Below are 16,904 nucleotides of genomic sequence, written 5' to 3' on the forward strand. Positions count from 1 at the left end.
TTGCCGATTCGCCTAATTACAAGAGAGAAATGAATCATGACTGACACGCCAAAACGCCGCCTGCGCAGCGAGCAATGGTTCAACGACCCTGCCCACGCGGACATGACTGCCCTGTATGTCGAACGCTACATGAACTACGGGATGACCCGCGAAGAGCTGCAATCGGGACGCCCGATCATCGGCATCGCCCAGACCGGCAGCGACCTGACACCCTGCAACCGGCATCACCTGGAGCTGGCACAACGGGTCAAGGCCGGTATCCGTGACGCCGGCGGCATTCCCATGGAATTCCCGGTGCACCCGATCGCCGAGCAGTCGCGCCGGCCCACCGCGGCACTGGACCGTAACCTGGCCTACCTGGGATTGGTGGAGATCCTTCATGGTTATCCATTGGACGGCGTGGTGCTCACCACCGGTTGCGACAAGACCACCCCGGCCTGCCTGATGGCGGCGGCCACCACCGATCTGCCGGCGATTGTCCTGTCCGGCGGGCCGATGCTCGACGGTCACCACAAGGGCGAGTTGATCGGCTCCGGTACCGTGCTCTGGCATGCGCGCAACCTGATGGCCGCCGGGGAGATCGATTACGAAGGCTTCATGGAAATGACCACCGCCGCATCGCCGTCGGTGGGTCACTGCAACACCATGGGCACCGCCCTGTCGATGAACGCCCTGGCCGAAGCCCTGGGCATGTCGCTGCCCGGTTGCGCGAGCATTCCAGCGCCCTACCGCGAACGCGGACAAATGGCCTATGCCACCGGCAAGCGCATCTGCGAACTGGTGCTGCAAGACGTCCGCCCATCACAGATCATGACCCGCGAAGCCTTCGAGAACGCCATCGCCGTGGCCTCGGCATTGGGTGCTTCGAGCAACTGCCCACCGCACCTGATCGCCATTGCCCGGCACATGGGTGTCGAACTGAGCCTGGATGACTGGCAACGAATTGGCGAGGACGTGCCGTTACTGGTCAATTGCATGCCGGCGGGCAAGTACCTGGGTGAAGGTTTCCATCGGGCCGGTGGCGTGCCCGCGGTCATGCATGAACTGCAAAAAGCCGGACGCCTGCATGAAGACTGCGCCACGGTCAGCGGCAAGACCATCGGCGAAATCGTGCGCAGCAGCCTGACCAGCAACGCCGATGTGATACACCCCTTCGACACCCCGCTCAAACACCGAGCCGGGTTCATCGTGCTCAGCGGCAATTTCTTCGACAGCGCGATCATGAAGATGTCGGTGGTGGGCGAAGCGTTCCGCAAGACCTACCTGTCCGAACCCGGTGCCGAGAATAGCTTCGAAGCCCGCGCCATCGTGTTCGAAGGACCGGAGGACTACCACGCCCGGATCGACGACCCGGCACTGGACATCGACGAGCGCTGCATCCTGGTGATCCGCGGCGTTGGCACCGTGGGCTACCCTGGCAGCGCCGAAGTGGTGAACATGGCCCCTCCGGCGGCGCTGATCAAGCAAGGCATCGACTCCCTGCCCTGCCTCGGCGACGGGCGCCAGAGCGGCACATCGGCAAGCCCGTCGATCCTCAACATGTCCCCGGAGGCAGCCGTGGGCGGCGGCCTGGCGTTGCTGAAAACCAACGACCGGCTGAAAGTGGACCTGAACACCCGAACCGTGAACTTGCTGATCGACGACGCCGAAATGAACCGCCGCCGGCTTGAGTGGACGCCGAACATTCCGCCGTCGCAAACGCCTTGGCAGGAACTGTATCGGCAATTGGTGGGACAGCTGTCCACGGGGGGCTGCCTGGAGCCTGCGACTTTGCATCTGCGAGTGATTGCTCGTAGTGGGGAGCCGCGTCATTCGCATTGACGAGGGCAAGCTCAGTATCGCTTCCGCGCACCGAGCGTGAAGCGATACACCAGTCCTGATACCTGGCAAATAGGCTTGCCTTACAGCATACGAGAAACGTAACCTTCTGGGCACGACACCCTTGCTGATCCGTCATTCAAGGCTATCGTCACCTCACGCGTGAAGGATTAACCGCAGCGATTCCCTGCTGCCCGATATCAAGGATGAAACATGATTCGACCCTCGTTTTCCAGCGCATGGGCCGCCTCTCAACGGATCTACGACACCGTCAATCCGTCTGAAAAAGTGGCGACCGTCATCGGCGGCAATGTTGCAACGAACATCAACAGCCGTGATCCGGCCCTACGGTGGGTCAACACCTGCGCAGTGCGCATGAGTTATATCCTCAACTACTCCGGCTCACTCATACCGCACATACGTGGCGAAACCGTGTCCGGCGCTGACAAGCGCTGGTACTTTTATCGCGTCAAAAGCCTGATTGCCTATCTGGAACAGCAATGGGGAAAAGCCGAGACGATCAGGTACCCGGCCGCCGATGGCGGCCCCCTGGCAGGCAAGAAGGGGCTGATTTTGTTTGAAGTTTCTGGCTGGTCGGACGCCCAGGGGCATGCCACGTTGTTTGACGGCAGAATGTGCTATGACCATTGCTATTTCAATGAGCCGGGCGTGAACTATCAGACCGACCGGGCGAACTTCTGGAGTTTGCCTTGATGAAGTATTTGACTGCGATCCTGGTACTGGCCTGGGCAGCCGCACCTTCCAACAGTTGGGCCAAGGATGATCCGATCCGCTCGCCACAGGCAGGCGAGCGCACCTACGCGCAAAACTACAAGGATATGGTGCTGGCGGACTGCATCGCTACCGCCTACAAGCGCGAACCTGAAACGGCCCAGGACGCCGGAAGCAGTGCCAGTGCGCTGATGGATTGGACCTATTTCGATCTGGAGCAAGCCCCCCAAGCCGGTAGGCCTCTGATTGACCAGTTTCTGGCCCGTGATTATCACAACCCCCTGGTCGAATCAGAGCGGCCAGGCGTGCGCTTTGAGTTGCTCAAATGCCTGGACCTGTACCACAGCAAGGAATTGGACAATCAGGTCAAGCAAGTGGTGATCAACCCCCAGCACACCTATCGCCAGGACAACCCGCCACGCCCCAAAAAGGAATGAGCCCTGCGCGCCGCCATCCGTGGTGCTGGCCGGACGGATAAGCTCTGTAAACGGCAATGCCCTTTCGCAGCGCTCCATTCCACATAACGCAGCAACAGGTGTGCCCGACCGTACACAGCCTTCGTGACGGTTGAAACCCGTGCTTGCCGGTGCTCATCACTGACGTTGTAGAGCGCACAAAAATCCGTTGCCACGGCTTTGGCTACGGATAGATCGGCAAGCTCCCTACGCAAGAAACCGAGATAAGACGCGCCCGTTCCATCGACTCATAGCCATGGGTGAGGCAAACGTGGCGCGCGACCGCAAAGTTTTGCGCGGGGCTGCATACCCCGCATCTACAAGCGGTGCTCTGCTTGCTTATGCCCGATCTATCCGCCCCGAGTAACAACCCTGCTTCGCGTTGTGAACGTGAATGTAACTGACCTCTGGATTGGCAAGCATCTGGTGGATCACAGGCTCTATCGCTTGCCCATCTACAACATCGGCATCCAACAGTATCCCGTCCTCGGAAAAAGCTCGAAGCGACAGTAGGCGCGTTCGCATCACCTCGGGCACCTGGTTGACGGCATCATAAGCTTGAGTAGCCCCTTCCCGAATGAAGATCGCATGGCAGGCGCGGTAGGGTGTGTTGGCCGGCTGGCTGACATGGTTCAGTAGCAGCATGCTTTGCCCAAGCTCTGCTTCTTTCATTTCTATACGATCAGGAAAGCCTGGTTTGCTGTCAACGAGATGACGCTCTACCCCTCTTGACGCGAGTTCTTCAGCAGACAATCCAAACAGTGTGCGAAATGACTCAGGGGCCAGGCCTGTGATGCGAAAGTCCATGATGGGCGCCTCTTGATGTGGGCGTCCATAAGGCGATAACCAGATCTGTATTCGCGATCCGATTCTTGCGGCCAAAAAATCAATGCCCCCCGGACAAGGCTTTTCGAAGGAGCCGCCATCCACGGCACTGATTGTTCTCTGTTATTGAATTCAGATGGCAATCCAGCAGGGTTTATCTCACAAACCCAAACAAGAAGAATGCGCTCCATGGGCTTGCGCCCTTCCCTCCCAGATCTGTTTCACACCCACGGAGCAAACCGATGCCATTCGCCAACTACAAATTCCCGGAAGGAATCCTGGACCACGCCCGCAAAGAAGAGATCATCCATCGCACCACGCAGATGTTCGTCGAGTATTTCGGCGAGCAGGTTCGTCCATTCACCATGGTCCTGGTCGAAGAAGTGGCAGATGGCGGCTGGGGCCGCGCCGACGAGACGCTGACGCTTGAGAAGATGGGGTTGCCAGCCAAGGGACAATAACGCCTTCGCAAGCCCGAGACGCCCATCCTGGCGGTCATCGATCACGACCGCTCGTTGACTACCAGGGACTTTCCATGACCACGGAAAACGCATCATCGTTGCGCCCCGCTTTAGCCGCTGTGAACGCACGGGCCGCCAGCTTCGAACCTTATCTGTACGCCCTGCTGCGAATCACCTTCGCCGTGATCCTTTTTACCCACGGATTGCCGAAGGTTCTGCGCACCTCCCACGGATCGATGGCCGACCCAATGGCCGGGTCGATCAACCTCATCCAGAACGTGATGGGCTTACCTTTCGCTGCGCAACTCGCCTTCCTGGTCATGCTGCTGGAGACGGCAGGTGCGCTCATGCTGGCAACCGGGCTCGGCACGAGGTTGATAGCGCTGCTCGTCACACTTGAAATGGTTGCAATCAGCTATGCGCTCGGGCCGACCTGGCCCTGGATAGATCGAGGCATCGAGTTTCCTGTGCTGATGGGAGTTCTTGCCCTGTACATCGTCGCTCGCGGAGGCGGAGCCTATTCGTTGGACTCACGCTTGCGGCCGCGCGGCCTCAACATCTGAACCTGGGATATGGCCCTCCTGGTCCAGCGGTTAGTGGATATCACGATGTCGCCGCAACCACTCATCGACAACATCTCCCAACGTCTTGGTAACGTCATTGCGCACCCAAGCCATGAAATCCCTGTCGAATTTAAAGTCCACGCCGCAGTGTTCCACCATGAACCTGCGAACGTTCTGTGTATTCCTGTAGCCTTTACAAACCAGCGTATCTCTTGTGAGCGGGTCACTGTGCCAATTGAAACTCATGGGCAAATTCCTTACGCAGCGCTGTGACTCATACATTCATGGCAGACACCCATCCTACGAATCGGCTGCCTGATTTCTTGCAATCGGTATCCACACCTCTACGTAGCCCTTCCCTTGGGACGGCTCAAAATCAGCACTGTATTGCTCGAACTCAGGAGCGTCTGCAAGCTCGTATTCAGACTCAGGCAACCAGTGGTTGAAAATGCTGAAGAACGTCTGATGGATCGTCGAGATATGGCCCAGGTGTCGAAACACGGCATAGTTTTGCCGCGGCACTCTGAAGTGTCGAAAAACGGCGGGAAGATCGTCGACGCGGGACACCTCAGTGCCGGCAATGTACTCGAAACTGCCATCCTCTGCGGGATTGCAGCACAGGCCGTAGGTCCAAGTGCTTATCTGATCGGGCATCCGCTCAATGTAAGGAGCGAAGGCTTGCCACAAACCCACGATGCCTTCGTTCTTGTCGAAGGTAAAACGCTCGCCCAGACCCGCAATGAAAAACTCGGATCGGGTTTCAAAGCGAGGCTCGGAGAGTGTTATGAGTTTGCGTTCTTTCATGCGTAAAGGCTCCACCAATGGAAGATTCTCATCCTTGTGCTCACGAACCTGCTTCGGAGTGCGCCCAAACAGATCGCAGAAAGCACGCGTAAAAGCCTCATGGGAGCCGTAGCCGGCATCCAGTGCTACCTGCAGGATATCCGGCGCCCCCCGGCGCAATGTGAGAGCTGCCTGGCTCAAACGCCGCGCGCGGATGTAACGCATCACCGACCAACCCGTCGACAGCGCAAACAAACGAGCCAGTGCAAAAGAAGACAGCTTGCAATGCTGCGCAACACGCCCCAGATCGAGGTTCGACCCCAGCTCCAGTTCGATGTACCACAGCGCTCTTTCAATGTTGCGCATGACGATGCTCCTTGAAAACTGGGGCAACGTTAGCAAATGAATAGGTTGGGTATTTGATCGTTCTTGTGATTTTTGCTTTCGACTCGAAGCGTGTAAAAAACTTCAGTGTCACACTAACGTGATTGCCGACACTCACCCGCAATAAGGGGAAGACTCACGGGAGTGCTTAAATCGCTGCCCGCAACTCACGTGGCGATAGACCGTAGTGTGAGCGAAAGCGCACCGCAAAACGTGAGGCCGAGGCGTAACCGCAGGCGCCGGCAATTTCACCAATGGGACGAGAAGTTGTCTGCAGCCATTGCAACGCTGCCGCCAGTCGAACGCCCTCCAGAATATCGCGGAAACTGTCCCCCTCATTCGCCAGTTGACGACGCAAGGTCGACTCACCCAGGTTCAGATGTTGGGCAACGCTCGCAACCGTCCAATCACTCTGTGGGCTGCCCATCACCAACTGCTGCACGCGCTCGGAAATCGGATCGTCGCGCCCCATCAGCAGCGGCCCGAGCTGGCCGCCAAGGCACAGGCTCAGAAGGACCGCTTCCCCGTAGAGGGTGCGTAATGCATCCGGGGCATTCCCGTTGATGGCGGCCAACAACTGATCCCATGCCTGTGTTGTGTGTCTGTCCAACCGCACGCACAGCTCGGTCTTCAACACGCCGCTGTGGCTCATGATCTGCTGGCTATATCGAGCGCTGAAGTTGCGCAATATCGAGACGGGGAAGGACACCGCATCGGCGATGTAGTGTCCGTGAGGGCCAGGGATATTGGAGATACCCAGTTCGCGCCCGGCCGGCATCAGAATCAGATGTTGCGGCCCTGCACGCATTTGCCGGTCATCCCATTGCAGCAGCTTTTCCCCCTGCCGCACCCGACATAAGGTGCTCACGAACACCGGCACCCTTGTCAACGTAACGGGCAGGCGCGACCGTATGACACTCGCATCGATAATATTTTGCCGGTGCTGTATGCCGTCACAAGGGTGCATCGTTCTTAACGCCCGTAAGTTGAAGTAATGGTCGCTTTGGCCAAGGCGTTGGCATTGAGCATATACCCCACCAAGGCTCCGCTGGCCTGGCTGTCGAGCGGTAGCTTATCGACTTTCAATGCCCATACGGTGAATTGATAGCGATGGGGTTTATCCCCTACTGGAGGACAAGCACCGCCAAACGCTGACTGACCATAATCTGTCCGCCCTTGTACTGCACCGGCAGGCAAACTCGACCCGGCTCCGCTTGGCAGGCTATGGAGAGAAGCTGGCAGGTTAAAGACCGTCCAATGCCACCAGCCGCTACCGGTCGGTGCATCGGGATCGTAGACCGTGATCGCGTAACTTCGGGTACCTGCGGGGGCGTTCGCCCATGAAAGTTCGGGGGAGGTGTTGCCACCTTCGCAACCGAAGCCCTGGAACACTTCGCGACGGGTCAGCGGACGATTGTCCGCAATATCCTGGCTGGTCAGTGAAAAGTCAGCAGCGTAGCCACTCAATGAAACGAGCATTGAGAGTGCAGGCAAAATTAATCTGATGTTCATCGCGACTCCATCTGGGGCTAAAAATGAAGCACGAGTCTAGGTTGAACAAAGAGTGGCTACTGTGCCGAAATGCTCGACAACTGTGCCGAAACGCTCGATTGCACCTGAGTTGACCAAGGGTCAGGCGCCGGCTGAACGCCGGCGCCTGATTGACACGCTTACTTGAGGCCGTCCTGGAAGAAGCGGGTCAGCTTGGCAAAGGGAATCAGGTTGACCCGATCATACAGGTCGACATGTCCGGCGCCGGGGACGATGTACAACTCCTTGGGCTGCCCGGCCAGGCGGTAGGCGTCTTCGCTGAACTCCCGCGAATGGGCGTTTTCTCCGGCGATGAAGAGCATCGGGCGCGGCGAGATGGTCTCGATGTCGTTGAACGGGTAGAAGTTCATGAACTTGATATTGCTGGTCAACGTCGGGTGGGTGGTCAACTGCGCCGAATAGCCTTGCGGGGTGAACTCCCCACGAGGAGTACGGTAGAAGTCGTAGAATTCACGCTGGATCGGGTGGGTATCGGCGTTGAGTTCATGCACCGTGCCGCTGGTGTACTCGGTCTGGCCGCCGGTGAATTCAACGTAGCGCTGCTGCGCGGCGGCAGCGATGGCTGCCTTGCGTTGCTCCAGGGTCTGTGAATGCTTGAGACCGTTACGATTGACCGCGCCCATGTCGTACATGCTCACGGTGGCGATGGCTTTCATGCGAGGGTCGATCTTCGCTGCGCTGATCACGAAACTGCCGCTGCCGCAAATACCCAAGGCACCGATGCGCTCCTGGTCAATGAAAGGCCGGGAGCCAAGAAAGTCCACCGCCGCGCTGAAGTCCTCTGCGTACAGGTCCGGCAGTACGGCGTTGCGTATCGCCCCCTCGCTTTCCCCCCAAAAAGACAGGTCCAGGGACAACGTGACGAAGCCCTGTTCGGCCAGTTTCTGTGCGTACAGGTTAGCGCTCTGTTCCTTCACCGCCCCCATGGGATGGCCGACGACAATTGCCGGGTGCTTGCGCTGCTTATCGAGGCCCTTGGGCAGGTAGAGGTTACCCGCCACGATCATCTGGTACTGGTTGCGAAACGTGACCTTCTGCACGGTCAGCTTGTCGCTCTGGTAGAAATTGTCAGCACCGTTGGACATATCGGCTCCTGTCGCGGCAAGCGAGCTCATCAGAAGTCCAAGCAACACGAATAATCTTTTCACTGGATCTCCCCTGGGGTTGGCGGACGGGCAGCGCCCGTTGACATGAAGCCCCGAGGCTCGGGGCCGTGAGCATCTTCGCGCACTGCGCAGACTTTGATTAGCTAATGAATACTTAAAGAGGTTATAACCCCTGCTAATCAGTCAACCGAGACCGCAGCATGCCCAAGCACAACTTCAACGACCTCATGGCGTTCGTCGTGGTCGCCCGCGAAAGCAGCTTCACCCGTGCAGCAGCGCACCTGGGGATCACCCAATCCGCCGTCAGCCAAGTGGTCTCCGGGCTCGAGACACGGCTGAAAATCCGTCTGCTTACACGAACCACTCGCAGCGTTTCGCTGACCGCGGCGGGCGAACGCCTGCTCCAGTCGATCGGCCATCGCTTCGACGAGATCGAATGTGAGCTGGACGCCCTCACCGAACTGCGCGACAAACCGGCCGGCACCGTGCGCATCACCTGTGGCGATCACGTGGTCAAGACCACACTCCTCCCCCGACTACTGCCGCTGCTGCGCGAATACCCGGACATTCGCCTGGAGCTGGACATCAACTACGGTTTTCGCGACATCGTTGCCGATCGCTTCGATGCAGGTGTGCGCTTTGGAGAAACCGTGGACCTGGACATGATCGCCGTGCCTATCGGGCCGGACGTGCGCATGGCGGTCGTGGCCACGCCCGAATACTTCACCGAGCACGGCCTTCCGAAAACCCCGCGTGATCTGGTGGCGCATCGTTGTATCAATACTCGTTTTCCCACCTACGGCGGCGTGGATGCCTGGGAGTTCGAGCAAAAGGGCAAAAAACTCAAAGTGCGCGTTGACGGTCAGTTAGTGTTCAACACCTCGACACACGTGCCTGAGGCCGTCCTCGATGGCGTGGGTATTGCCTACCTGCCGGAAGAGGAGTTCGCCCCGTACCTGAACGAGGGGCGGCTGATGCGAGTACTGGAAGACTGGTGTCCGGCGTTTTCGGGCTACCACCTCTACTACCCGAGCCGCCGACAGCCGTCGCCGGCCTTTTCTCTGGTGGTCGATGCGCTACGGGCTAAGCGCCCTGCCGCTTGATTGATAAGAGAAGCTACTAACCCTATTCAGAATTGATCAGCTAGTCAGTGGGCGCTTCATCGGCGAGCATTTGCGAATGACCATTCGACGATCAAATTTGGCGGTATTCGGACTGCTGGCGTATCTGACCTGCGCAACAGGACACTCTCAGTCGACGGATGAAAAAATGGAGGCGCCTGCAATGTGGATGACGGTTGGCAATCAGCGTTTTTCCATCACCCTTGACGATAATCCCAGCGCCCGGGCACTGGTGCGGCAACTGCCGCTGCGATTGGACATGAGAGAGCTCAACGGCAATGAGAAGTACGCCAGCCTGCCTGCCCCACTGGTGACCAATGCAACCAGGCCCGGTACGCTGCGCAATGGCGACTTGATGCTGTATGGCGACGACACATTGGTGGTCTTCTACTCAACGCTCAAGTCGTCGTATGCCTATACACGCCTTGGGCGGGTGAATACTCCTGACGATCTGCCCAAGACCCTCGGCCCTGGGGATGTCCAGGCTATTTTTTCAAGGGATTGAGCAGCCGGGTCACGAGTAAAAGCATCGATTCGATCTGCTCTCCACCCTGTGTATCGCAGATACGCCAACTTCAATTTATAGGGAAAACATCCTGCCGGGGCATAAAAAAACGAGTAAACAGTTCGGATTGTGACTTGATATTCAATTTGGTGTAGATATTGCGCCGATGAACTTTTATCGTTTCTGCCGACAGGGAAAGCTTGCCGGCGATTTCTTTATTGGAGAAGCCACTCAACAACAACTTGAGCACATCCTTTTCACGCGCTGTTATTTGTGCACCGAGCGAGACAATCGATTCTGGCCATGGCGTTGGCTCGGCAAAATCCTTTTCCACATCCACTTCAAAATACATGCGCTGCTGCATTAATGCAGTCACCCATGGCTTGATCATATCAAGCGTTGTTATCTGCTCCTGATTAAAATGGACATTGCTGCCAAAGGAAATGCATAACGTTCTTTCAGCATCAAGCCGGACATTGTACTGAGCCTCATCCACCGAAATATATTGCTCGAAATACTGATGATAATATTCAGTCTCAAGAAAGTGCTCCGGCGCGATATCCAGCATATGAAAGAAGCCGCTTTGTGGATTCTCCCGATCCGCAATATAAAACGGATCCAGCATATACAGCCCCTTCACATAACGATGAATGAATGCATCGACCTCTTCCGTATCTATCATTTCAGGAAGGCTCACGACTTGCACTTGCTGATTGCTAAAAATCAATACAACCCAGTTATCGATCTGCACATATTCATTTAACGTACGAACAAGTGAGCTCCAGAATTCTGGCCGATTCAACTGCATGATCAGCTTTCCAATCGATCGATGCCAAGCCAGGCTGTGAAGGTCGAGTGGCATTTTCTACCCCTTTAGGGTTAGGGATTCGTCGGGCGGGGATAAGTATTCGTAGGTATTTACTATTCGTCAATGCCCGGTATATTCACTGCCCGGGGTTACGATGGCCATGAGGGCGATCGTCTTGACAAGGATAGTTGTATGAGCAAATCACGTCTGCGAACCATTTTTTCAGCGTCGCTTCTTTGTGCCGGGATAAGCACATCGGCGGGGGCTGTAGAACCTGGGGTGTATCTGTACAACTGGTTTGGCTTTATCGCACCGCAGACGCCAAAGGAGTTTGAGCAGGAAACCGGCACCCGCTTCCATATGGATGCATTCGACAGTGCCGAAATCATGCAAAGTAAAGTAATGGCCGGGCGCACGGGCTATGACGTGGTTGTGGCCACCTCCAATGTGTTGCCAAGCCTGATCCAGGCCGGAGTGCTTCAGCCATTGGATCGCAATCAACTGAGCAACTTGTCACACATCGATCCCGCTATTTTGTCCCAGCTTGCGGTCAATGACCCAGGTAATCGCTACGCCGTCCCCTATCTATGGGGTACCACCGGCATTGGCTATGACGTGGATAAAGTCAAAGCGGCATTAGGCGATAATGCGCCGGTCGATAGCTGGGATTTAATCTTCAAAGAAGAGAACATCAGCAAACTCAAGTCGTGTGGCGTGGCGATGCTTGATTCTCCCAGCGAGATCATTTCAATTGCCTTGCATTACCTTGGGCTCCCTAGCAATAGCAAGAACCCGGATGATTACCAGAAGGCGCAAGCGCTGCTGTTAAAAATCCGCCCCTATGTCGTCTATTTCGACTCATCCAGAATCGACTCCGACCTGGCCGATGGCAATATTTGTGCGGTAGTCGGATGGGCGAATGGTGCGCTTGCTGCGCAGGCCATGAACGAGAAGGCCAACACTGGACGCAAAATTGCCTACAGCCTTCCTCGCGAGGGCGCACTGGTCTGGTCGGAAAATCTGGTTTTGCTAAAGAATGCTCCTCACCCGAAAGAAGGCATGGCGTTCATTAATTACATGTTGCGACCCGACGTTATTGCCAAGACTTCAAACCACACCCTCTACCCTAACGCCAATAAAGACGCCACTGAATTTGTCGAGCAAAAACTGCGCGACAATCCTTGGATTTATCCAGACAAAAAGACCATCGCCACACTTGTTCCGCTGGAGCCACTGCCATTGAAACTGGAGCGAATCCGCACCCGGGTCTGGACCAAAGTTAAGAGTGGTACATGATCTGACTGGGTTATCGCCTTTGTTTCCCTCTACCACCTCTGTTTTATCTGAGGGAGGCATTTCTGCGATAACTGCTTTGGGGCAATGAACATCACATAGGGAGCAGGGACAGCCCCGATCAGCCGACTGACTGAGGGGCGGTCATAGCGGTTCCAGGGAAGGATAGAATCATGAGCCAAGGTGATTACCAGTGGCACTTGGAGTCGGACGACTACAAAGCCTACATGGAGATTGAGGAACAAATCGGCCATTGCACACCCGACCAAGCCTGGGCCATGTATTCCATTTCAGGCGGGGCGGTGCGTGCACACATCACCCGGGCAGTGATGAAACTCATTGCCAGCGGTAACGAGGCCCTGCTGGTTGAATTCCCCGAACTCGCACCAGCTGAAAAGGGAAATCACAAATCGAGCTGACACATGCGTGTTGTCACGCTCTCGTAGTCTGGCCTCAAGCCAGCAGCTCGGTGATCCACCGTGCCTGCCGGGCAATCTCTTGCACCTTCTCCTCGGGCACGGCCTGCCGCGCTCGGGTGAAGTGGCTCAGGGTCCGCTGCTTCTCGCGCAGAATACGCTGCCATTTGGCCAGGAACACCGGGCTACGCGCCTGCATCTGCAATGGGCCGAAGTACAGTTGCTCGGCGGTATACCCCACCTGCGCGGCGCGCTCAGCGACGATGATCTCGTAGTAGAAACGATTTTCCCGCAGCACTTCTTCGCAGAGGATGCGGTAGCCATTTTCCATCAACCATTGGCGCAGTGGCTGCTCGCCGCCGTTGGGCTGCAGAATCAGGCGCTCATGGCCGCTCAGGCGCGCCTTGCCGCTATCGAGGATGTCACGGATCGTCTCGCCGCCCATGCCGCAGATGCTGATCGCCGTAATCCCATCCGCTGGCTGGATCGCCGCCAGGCCATTGGCCAGGCGCACGGTGATCCGCTGGTCGAGGCCATTCTCGCCCACGGTGCGTTCGGCCGCGCGAAACGGCGTCAACGCCACCTCACCCGCCACCGCCGCCGCAATGGCCCCCCGGCGCATCAACGCCACCGGCAGGTAGCCATGATCCGAGCCGATATCGGCCAGGCGTGCGCCTGCTGGCACATGCGCTGCCACGCGCTCCAGGCGCATGGACAATGTCTGTTCGTTCAACTGCGGTTCCTTTTCACCACGAACGTCCGCACCTTTGGCCGGATCGGGGCGCGACTCTATCGAGCAACGCCGTGGGTTTCAAATTCCCGCGATCAGTGCCCTGGTTTCTACCCCGATCACGTACATTTTCGCCCCAAAACGACAACATAATGGCGCCGGCATTGAGAGAGTAAAAAACAAACGTAAAAGTGCCATTTTTCCGACGATCGGCATCAATTTGCCATTGCTGAAGATTTGAATGAAGGCAGATCATTCGCCTAGTCACGGCTACGCGCTTAGGCCCGCCAGCCATGACTGACAACGGATGTATTGATCGCTTCACTCGATTGGAGCAACCCAGGATGATGACGGTTTATTTTGTGGTGATGGCCATCTGCAGTGGCGTCGAAGGCTGCGTGGAAGAACGGAAGCCGGGGCCAACCTTTGCTTCCAGAGCAATGTGCATGGAGACGGCCAGGGTCATGCCACCACGCAAAGGTGTGAAGTTCAAATGTCGCAGCGAGCGTTTATGGGTGCGCGATGAAGCGCCGCGTGCGAAAGGCTATGAAAGCTTTGTCTCGACGGGTGCCAAGACGCAGCCTTAGTGATATGAAATTTCGTCAGTGGCTCAGAGGGTGGCGCCGGACAGTTGAACGTTAAGCTGCGACGGATCAACCCCCGCAACGAACCGAGCAACAAAAGGCTCGGCTCGTTGCGCACACGGCACCACTCCCACGGCATCACGCGATGTGCAGCGTTCTTCCCTTGACCTCTGCCAGAGCATTCGCCAAGGCAACCTGGAAGAGTTCGACCAACAAATCGACCTCTTCAGGCTGGATGATCAATGGCGGCAGGAATCGCACAACGGCGCCATGACGTCCACCAAGCTCCAGAATGACACCCAGGCGCAGGCATTGCCGCTGAATGGCCTGGGCCAAGGCCGTATCTGCCGCAGGAACACGCTTGTCGCTCGGCGTATCGCTGACGATTTCCACCCCCACCATCAATCCTCGGCCGCGTACCTGACCCAGGCAGGTGTAATCGCTTTGCAACCCACGCAGATGCCCCATCAGTCGTTGCCCCATGACATCGGCATGCCCCGGCAAGTCTTCACTGATGATATGGCGCAGCGTTGCGGCCCCCGCCGCCATCGCCATTTGATTGCCGCGGAATGTGCCGGCGTGGGCGCCTGGTTTCCAGGTATCCAACTCTTCGCGATACACCATCACGGCCAACGGCAGGCCACCACCGATTGCCTTGGAGAGTACGAGGATGTCAGGCTCGATATCCGCGTGCTCGAAAGCAAACAATTTGCCCGTACGACCCAGGCCGGTCTGTACTTCATCAATAATCAGTGCCACGCCAAACTTGCGGGTCAATTGACGCAGGCCCTGGAGCCACCGGATCGGTGCCGGAATCACCCCACCCTCGCCTTGCACGACTTCAACCACTACAGCTGCGGGTGGCAACACTCCCGACTCCGGGTCGCTGAGTAATTGCTCGATAAAATGCAAGCCGGCATCGATACCGGCTTCGCCGCCGATGCCGAACGGACAACGGTAGTCATAGGGGTACGGCAGGAACTGCACATCAGCCATCAGCGAACCCAGTGCCTGCTTCGGCCCGAGGTTGCCCATCAGGCTCAATGTTCCCAGCGTCATGCCGTGGTAGCCACCAGAGAACGACAGAATCGGCTTGCGCCCGGTAGCCGTCCTGGCCAGCTTCAATGCCGCCTCAATGCCATCGGCACCGGTCGGACCGCAAAACTGGATGCGCGCGTGACGGGCAAAGTTTTCCGGCAGCGCATTGAACAGGTCTTCGACGAAGCGATCCTTGACCGGAGTCGTAAGATCCAGGGTGTGCAAAGGCAAGCCGGAATCGAGCGTCTGGCGCATGGCCGCGATGGCTACCGGATGGTTATGCCCCAGCGCCAGAGTCCCCGCCCCAGCCAGACAATCCATGAACAGTTGACCTTGGGTATCGCGAACATAGAGGCCATGGGCCTCTTGCAGCGCCAACGGAATACGCCGCGGATAAGACCGGGCATTCGATTCCCGGGCAGCCTGGCGCTGAAGATACGGGTTGGTATTCAGTTCACGCGGAGCTTGCTGGCGAAACTGTTCCAGCGTGAAGGTTGCGCTGGATGATAGACGGGGCTGGACGCTTTCCATATTGAATCCCTGAGGTAAAAACTCTGTCGCGGGCGATCAGCCCTGTCCTTGTGCCTGCATGGCCTGGCGCAGGCTCAGCGGGCGCATATCGGTCCAGACCTTTTCGATATAGTCCAGACACTCTTGCTTGCTGCCTTTCACCTCGAGCGTGCGCCAGCCGTTGGGCACGCTTCGATAATCCGGCCAGATTGAGTACTGCTCTTGATCATTGACTACAACCAGAAAGCGCGTATCCGGGCTGTCCAAACTCATTGCTTGCTCCTTGACTGGCATGGTGGAAAGGATCTCAGGATACAATACTAATGGTAGCGATTCTCATTAATCTTTTAAAATTTATGCAGGGTTCTCAAATTTCCCTGTCGACGATGAACAGTCGCAAGACGGCAACGCCCTGTTTATACTTTGACCCCCTCTGAACGATAACCTCTCTCAACTGCGGTCCACGGATGAGTCGATGATTCCCAGCCTTGCCCCGCTGTTCACAGGTCCCCTTGCCGACCATGGTGAAAAGCTGCAACTGCGCAGCCATCCCCGTACAGACGTGCCGGGTGACAGGTTCTTCCAGCACGAGTATTTCGGTGCATTCGTCGACGACCTGCAGGCCCGGTACAAAACCGATGAGCGCCTGGCCCTGGTATCGCTGTGGTCCAAATGGTACTTCAGCACGTTCCTGGCACCGGTGATGGCCGCCAATCTGCTCCAGCAGTGCGATCTGCCACTGGCCCTTGCCGACACCGGGATACAACTGGGCAATGACGCCAGGCCGCAGGCGTTGCACTTGTCCCATGCCGGCCACCCCTTGGGCCCCTGCACGGCCTTCGAGCGATTTCATACCCTGATCGAAGGTCATCTGGAGCCCGTCATCGAAACCCTGGTCAAGGTTTCCCGGGCGTCGCCCCGATTGTTCTGGAGCAATGCCGGCAATACGTTCGAGTTCGTCACCAGCCGTATCGAGCTGCACCCGTTGGCCAACGCGCACAGCACCGCGCCGGCCAGAGAAATCCTGACCACCCGCCTGCGGCCCAACGGTCGGCGCAATCCTTTATTCGCCCCCGTGCATTACCACGATGTCGGCGAAGAGGAGCCACAGCGCCTGAGGCGCATCTGCTGCATTCGCTACCGCCTTCCCGGCGTCGGCTATTGCAGCAGTTGCCCACTCGATGAGTGCAAACAGCAGGAGCAGGCCGTTTGACGGCAACC

The 16,904-nt window shown here is 57.3% G+C and carries 21 protein-coding genes; 11 read left to right on the forward strand and 10 right to left on the reverse strand.

Annotation, left to right across the window (positions count from 1 at the left end):
• Positions 1-36 precede the first annotated feature (36 nt).
• From ACWNZ1_RS13975 to ACWNZ1_RS13985, 3 genes are all read left to right on the forward strand, one after another.
• Positions 37-1,821 carry an IlvD/Edd family dehydratase gene (locus tag ACWNZ1_RS13975; protein WP_135845970.1) on the forward strand — a complete coding sequence of 595 codons (1,785 nt, stop codon included), beginning with the start codon at positions 37-39 and terminating at the stop codon, positions 1,819-1,821.
• Between the two features lie 210 nt (positions 1,822-2,031).
• Positions 2,032-2,532 (forward strand): type VI secretion system amidase effector protein Tae4, encoded by a 501-nt coding sequence (locus tag ACWNZ1_RS13980; RefSeq protein ID WP_135845971.1) that lies wholly within the window; start codon positions 2,032-2,034, stop codon positions 2,530-2,532.
• Complete coding sequence (locus ACWNZ1_RS13985) at positions 2,532-2,987, forward strand: type VI secretion system amidase immunity protein Tai4 (protein WP_135845972.1); 456 nt, start codon at positions 2,532-2,534, stop codon at positions 2,985-2,987. Before ACWNZ1_RS13980 ends, ACWNZ1_RS13985 begins: the two co-directional genes overlap by 1 nt.
• 357 nt (positions 2,988-3,344) lie before the next feature.
• On the opposite strand, the gene ACWNZ1_RS13990 is transcribed toward ACWNZ1_RS13985, so the two are convergent.
• Positions 3,345-3,812, reverse strand: coding sequence for a DUF1203 domain-containing protein (locus ACWNZ1_RS13990; RefSeq protein ID WP_135845973.1), 468 nt, complete (start codon positions 3,810-3,812; stop codon positions 3,345-3,347).
• A 260-nt stretch (positions 3,813-4,072) separates the two neighbouring features.
• Here ACWNZ1_RS13990 and ACWNZ1_RS13995 point away from each other — a divergent pair, with 260 nt between their 5' ends.
• Together ACWNZ1_RS13995 and ACWNZ1_RS14000 are read left to right on the forward strand one after the other, a co-directional pair.
• Positions 4,073-4,291 (forward strand): tautomerase family protein, encoded by a 219-nt coding sequence (locus tag ACWNZ1_RS13995; protein ID WP_135845974.1) that lies wholly within the window; start codon positions 4,073-4,075, stop codon positions 4,289-4,291.
• Positions 4,292-4,365: 74 nt separating this feature from the next.
• A complete protein-coding gene (locus ACWNZ1_RS14000) occupies positions 4,366-4,854 on the forward strand; it encodes a DoxX family protein (RefSeq protein WP_135845975.1) in 489 nt (162 codons plus the stop codon).
• A 30-nt stretch (positions 4,855-4,884) separates the two neighbouring features.
• Here ACWNZ1_RS14000 and ACWNZ1_RS14005 read toward each other — a convergent pair whose 3' ends face one another.
• The 5 genes from ACWNZ1_RS14005 to ACWNZ1_RS14025 form a co-directional block, all read right to left on the reverse strand.
• A complete protein-coding gene (locus ACWNZ1_RS14005) occupies positions 4,885-5,100 on the reverse strand; it encodes a DUF6434 domain-containing protein (protein WP_135845976.1) in 216 nt (71 codons plus the stop codon).
• A 54-nt stretch (positions 5,101-5,154) separates the two neighbouring features.
• Entirely contained in the window at positions 5,155-6,003 is an 849-nt protein-coding gene (locus ACWNZ1_RS14010) for an AraC family transcriptional regulator (protein ID WP_256453337.1), read from the reverse strand.
• 166 nt (positions 6,004-6,169) lie between these two features.
• The gene (locus tag ACWNZ1_RS14015) at positions 6,170-6,988 is read right to left on the reverse strand and encodes a helix-turn-helix transcriptional regulator (protein WP_135845978.1); all 819 of its coding nucleotides are present in this window, start codon (positions 6,986-6,988) and stop codon (positions 6,170-6,172) included.
• Positions 6,989-6,993: 5 nt separating this feature from the next.
• Positions 6,994-7,533 (reverse strand): kinase inhibitor, encoded by a 540-nt coding sequence (locus ACWNZ1_RS14020; protein ID WP_135845979.1) that lies wholly within the window; start codon positions 7,531-7,533, stop codon positions 6,994-6,996.
• Between the two features lie 158 nt (positions 7,534-7,691).
• On the reverse strand, positions 7,692-8,720 hold the full coding sequence (locus tag ACWNZ1_RS14025; RefSeq protein WP_135845980.1) for an alpha/beta hydrolase: 1,029 nt from the start codon (positions 8,718-8,720) through the stop codon (positions 7,692-7,694).
• A gap of 158 nt (positions 8,721-8,878) precedes the next feature.
• Between ACWNZ1_RS14025 and ACWNZ1_RS14030 the strand changes: the two genes are divergently transcribed.
• Complete coding sequence (locus tag ACWNZ1_RS14030; protein WP_135845981.1) at positions 8,879-9,781, forward strand: LysR family transcriptional regulator; 903 nt, start codon at positions 8,879-8,881, stop codon at positions 9,779-9,781.
• 181 nt (positions 9,782-9,962) lie between these two features.
• A complete protein-coding gene (locus ACWNZ1_RS14035; protein WP_280944102.1) occupies positions 9,963-10,304 on the forward strand; it encodes a cyclophilin-like fold protein in 342 nt (113 codons plus the stop codon).
• A gap of 70 nt (positions 10,305-10,374) precedes the next feature.
• Here the strand turns inward: ACWNZ1_RS14035 and ACWNZ1_RS14040 are convergent, their stop codons facing one another.
• Positions 10,375-11,166, reverse strand: a complete 792-nt coding sequence (locus ACWNZ1_RS14040; protein ID WP_256453339.1) for a helix-turn-helix domain-containing protein — start codon at positions 11,164-11,166, stop codon at positions 10,375-10,377.
• A gap of 138 nt (positions 11,167-11,304) precedes the next feature.
• Between ACWNZ1_RS14040 and ACWNZ1_RS14045 the strand changes: the two genes are divergently transcribed.
• On the forward strand, positions 11,305-12,408 hold the full coding sequence (locus ACWNZ1_RS14045) for a polyamine ABC transporter substrate-binding protein (protein WP_135845983.1): 1,104 nt from the start codon (positions 11,305-11,307) through the stop codon (positions 12,406-12,408).
• Positions 12,409-12,578: 170 nt separating this feature from the next.
• On the forward strand, positions 12,579-12,824 hold the full coding sequence (locus ACWNZ1_RS14050) for a hypothetical protein (protein ID WP_135845984.1): 246 nt from the start codon (positions 12,579-12,581) through the stop codon (positions 12,822-12,824).
• A gap of 34 nt (positions 12,825-12,858) precedes the next feature.
• On the opposite strand, the gene ACWNZ1_RS14055 is transcribed toward ACWNZ1_RS14050, so the two are convergent.
• Complete coding sequence (locus ACWNZ1_RS14055) at positions 12,859-13,554, reverse strand: tRNA (adenine(22)-N(1))-methyltransferase (RefSeq protein WP_256453340.1); 696 nt, start codon at positions 13,552-13,554, stop codon at positions 12,859-12,861.
• Positions 13,555-13,844: 290 nt separating this feature from the next.
• Between ACWNZ1_RS14055 and ACWNZ1_RS14060 the strand changes: the two genes are divergently transcribed.
• Positions 13,845-14,138 (forward strand): hypothetical protein, encoded by a 294-nt coding sequence (locus ACWNZ1_RS14060; protein ID WP_256453341.1) that lies wholly within the window; start codon positions 13,845-13,847, stop codon positions 14,136-14,138.
• Positions 14,139-14,273: 135 nt separating this feature from the next.
• Here the strand turns inward: ACWNZ1_RS14060 and ACWNZ1_RS14065 are convergent, their stop codons facing one another.
• Both ACWNZ1_RS14065 and ACWNZ1_RS14070 read right to left on the reverse strand, forming a co-directional pair.
• Positions 14,274-15,704 (reverse strand): diaminobutyrate--2-oxoglutarate transaminase, encoded by a 1,431-nt coding sequence (locus ACWNZ1_RS14065; RefSeq protein ID WP_256453342.1) that lies wholly within the window; start codon positions 15,702-15,704, stop codon positions 14,274-14,276.
• A 36-nt stretch (positions 15,705-15,740) separates the two neighbouring features.
• Positions 15,741-15,956: an MbtH family protein gene (locus ACWNZ1_RS14070; RefSeq protein WP_256453343.1), complete on the reverse strand. Its 216-nt coding sequence runs from the start codon at positions 15,954-15,956 to the stop codon at positions 15,741-15,743.
• A 202-nt stretch (positions 15,957-16,158) separates the two neighbouring features.
• On the opposite strand from ACWNZ1_RS14070, the gene fhuF reads away from it, so the two are divergent.
• Positions 16,159-16,896 (forward strand): siderophore-iron reductase FhuF, encoded by a 738-nt coding sequence (gene fhuF, locus ACWNZ1_RS14075; RefSeq protein ID WP_256453344.1) that lies wholly within the window; start codon positions 16,159-16,161, stop codon positions 16,894-16,896.
• The last annotated feature ends 8 nt before the right edge of the window (positions 16,897-16,904 follow it).

This window comes from Pseudomonas sp. CFBP 5748 (assembly GCF_053850495.1).

What these genes read in the sequence shown, in the direction of transcription:
- ACWNZ1_RS13975 (WP_135845970.1), top strand. Translation starts at nt 37, where the DNA reads ATGACTGACACGCCAAAACGCCGCCTGCGCAGCGAGCAATGGTTCAAC.
- ACWNZ1_RS13980 (WP_135845971.1), top strand. Translation starts at nt 2,032, where the DNA reads ATGATTCGACCCTCGTTTTCCAGCGCATGGGCCGCCTCTCAACGGATC.
- ACWNZ1_RS13985 (WP_135845972.1), top strand. Translation starts at nt 2,532, where the DNA reads ATGAAGTATTTGACTGCGATCCTGGTACTGGCCTGGGCAGCCGCACCT.
- ACWNZ1_RS13990 (WP_135845973.1), bottom strand. Translation starts at nt 3,812, where the DNA reads ATGGACTTTCGCATCACAGGCCTGGCCCCTGAGTCATTTCGCACACTG.
- ACWNZ1_RS13995 (WP_135845974.1), top strand. Translation starts at nt 4,073, where the DNA reads ATGCCATTCGCCAACTACAAATTCCCGGAAGGAATCCTGGACCACGCC.
- ACWNZ1_RS14000 (WP_135845975.1), top strand. Translation starts at nt 4,366, where the DNA reads ATGACCACGGAAAACGCATCATCGTTGCGCCCCGCTTTAGCCGCTGTG.
- ACWNZ1_RS14005 (WP_135845976.1), bottom strand. Translation starts at nt 5,100, where the DNA reads ATGAGTTTCAATTGGCACAGTGACCCGCTCACAAGAGATACGCTGGTT.
- ACWNZ1_RS14010 (WP_256453337.1), bottom strand. Translation starts at nt 6,003, where the DNA reads ATGCGCAACATTGAAAGAGCGCTGTGGTACATCGAACTGGAGCTGGGG.
- ACWNZ1_RS14015 (WP_135845978.1), bottom strand. Translation starts at nt 6,988, where the DNA reads ATGCACCCTTGTGACGGCATACAGCACCGGCAAAATATTATCGATGCG.
- ACWNZ1_RS14020 (WP_135845979.1), bottom strand. Translation starts at nt 7,533, where the DNA reads ATGAACATCAGATTAATTTTGCCTGCACTCTCAATGCTCGTTTCATTG.
- ACWNZ1_RS14030 (WP_135845981.1), top strand. Translation starts at nt 8,879, where the DNA reads ATGCCCAAGCACAACTTCAACGACCTCATGGCGTTCGTCGTGGTCGCC.
- ACWNZ1_RS14035 (WP_280944102.1), top strand. Translation starts at nt 9,963, where the DNA reads ATGTGGATGACGGTTGGCAATCAGCGTTTTTCCATCACCCTTGACGAT.
- ACWNZ1_RS14040 (WP_256453339.1), bottom strand. Translation starts at nt 11,166, where the DNA reads ATGCCACTCGACCTTCACAGCCTGGCTTGGCATCGATCGATTGGAAAG.
- ACWNZ1_RS14045 (WP_135845983.1), top strand. Translation starts at nt 11,305, where the DNA reads ATGAGCAAATCACGTCTGCGAACCATTTTTTCAGCGTCGCTTCTTTGT.
- ACWNZ1_RS14050 (WP_135845984.1), top strand. Translation starts at nt 12,579, where the DNA reads ATGAGCCAAGGTGATTACCAGTGGCACTTGGAGTCGGACGACTACAAA.
- ACWNZ1_RS14060 (WP_256453341.1), top strand. Translation starts at nt 13,845, where the DNA reads ATGACTGACAACGGATGTATTGATCGCTTCACTCGATTGGAGCAACCC.
- ACWNZ1_RS14065 (WP_256453342.1), bottom strand. Translation starts at nt 15,704, where the DNA reads ATGGAAAGCGTCCAGCCCCGTCTATCATCCAGCGCAACCTTCACGCTG.
- ACWNZ1_RS14070 (WP_256453343.1), bottom strand. Translation starts at nt 15,956, where the DNA reads ATGAGTTTGGACAGCCCGGATACGCGCTTTCTGGTTGTAGTCAATGAT.
- fhuF (WP_256453344.1), top strand. Translation starts at nt 16,159, where the DNA reads ATGATTCCCAGCCTTGCCCCGCTGTTCACAGGTCCCCTTGCCGACCAT.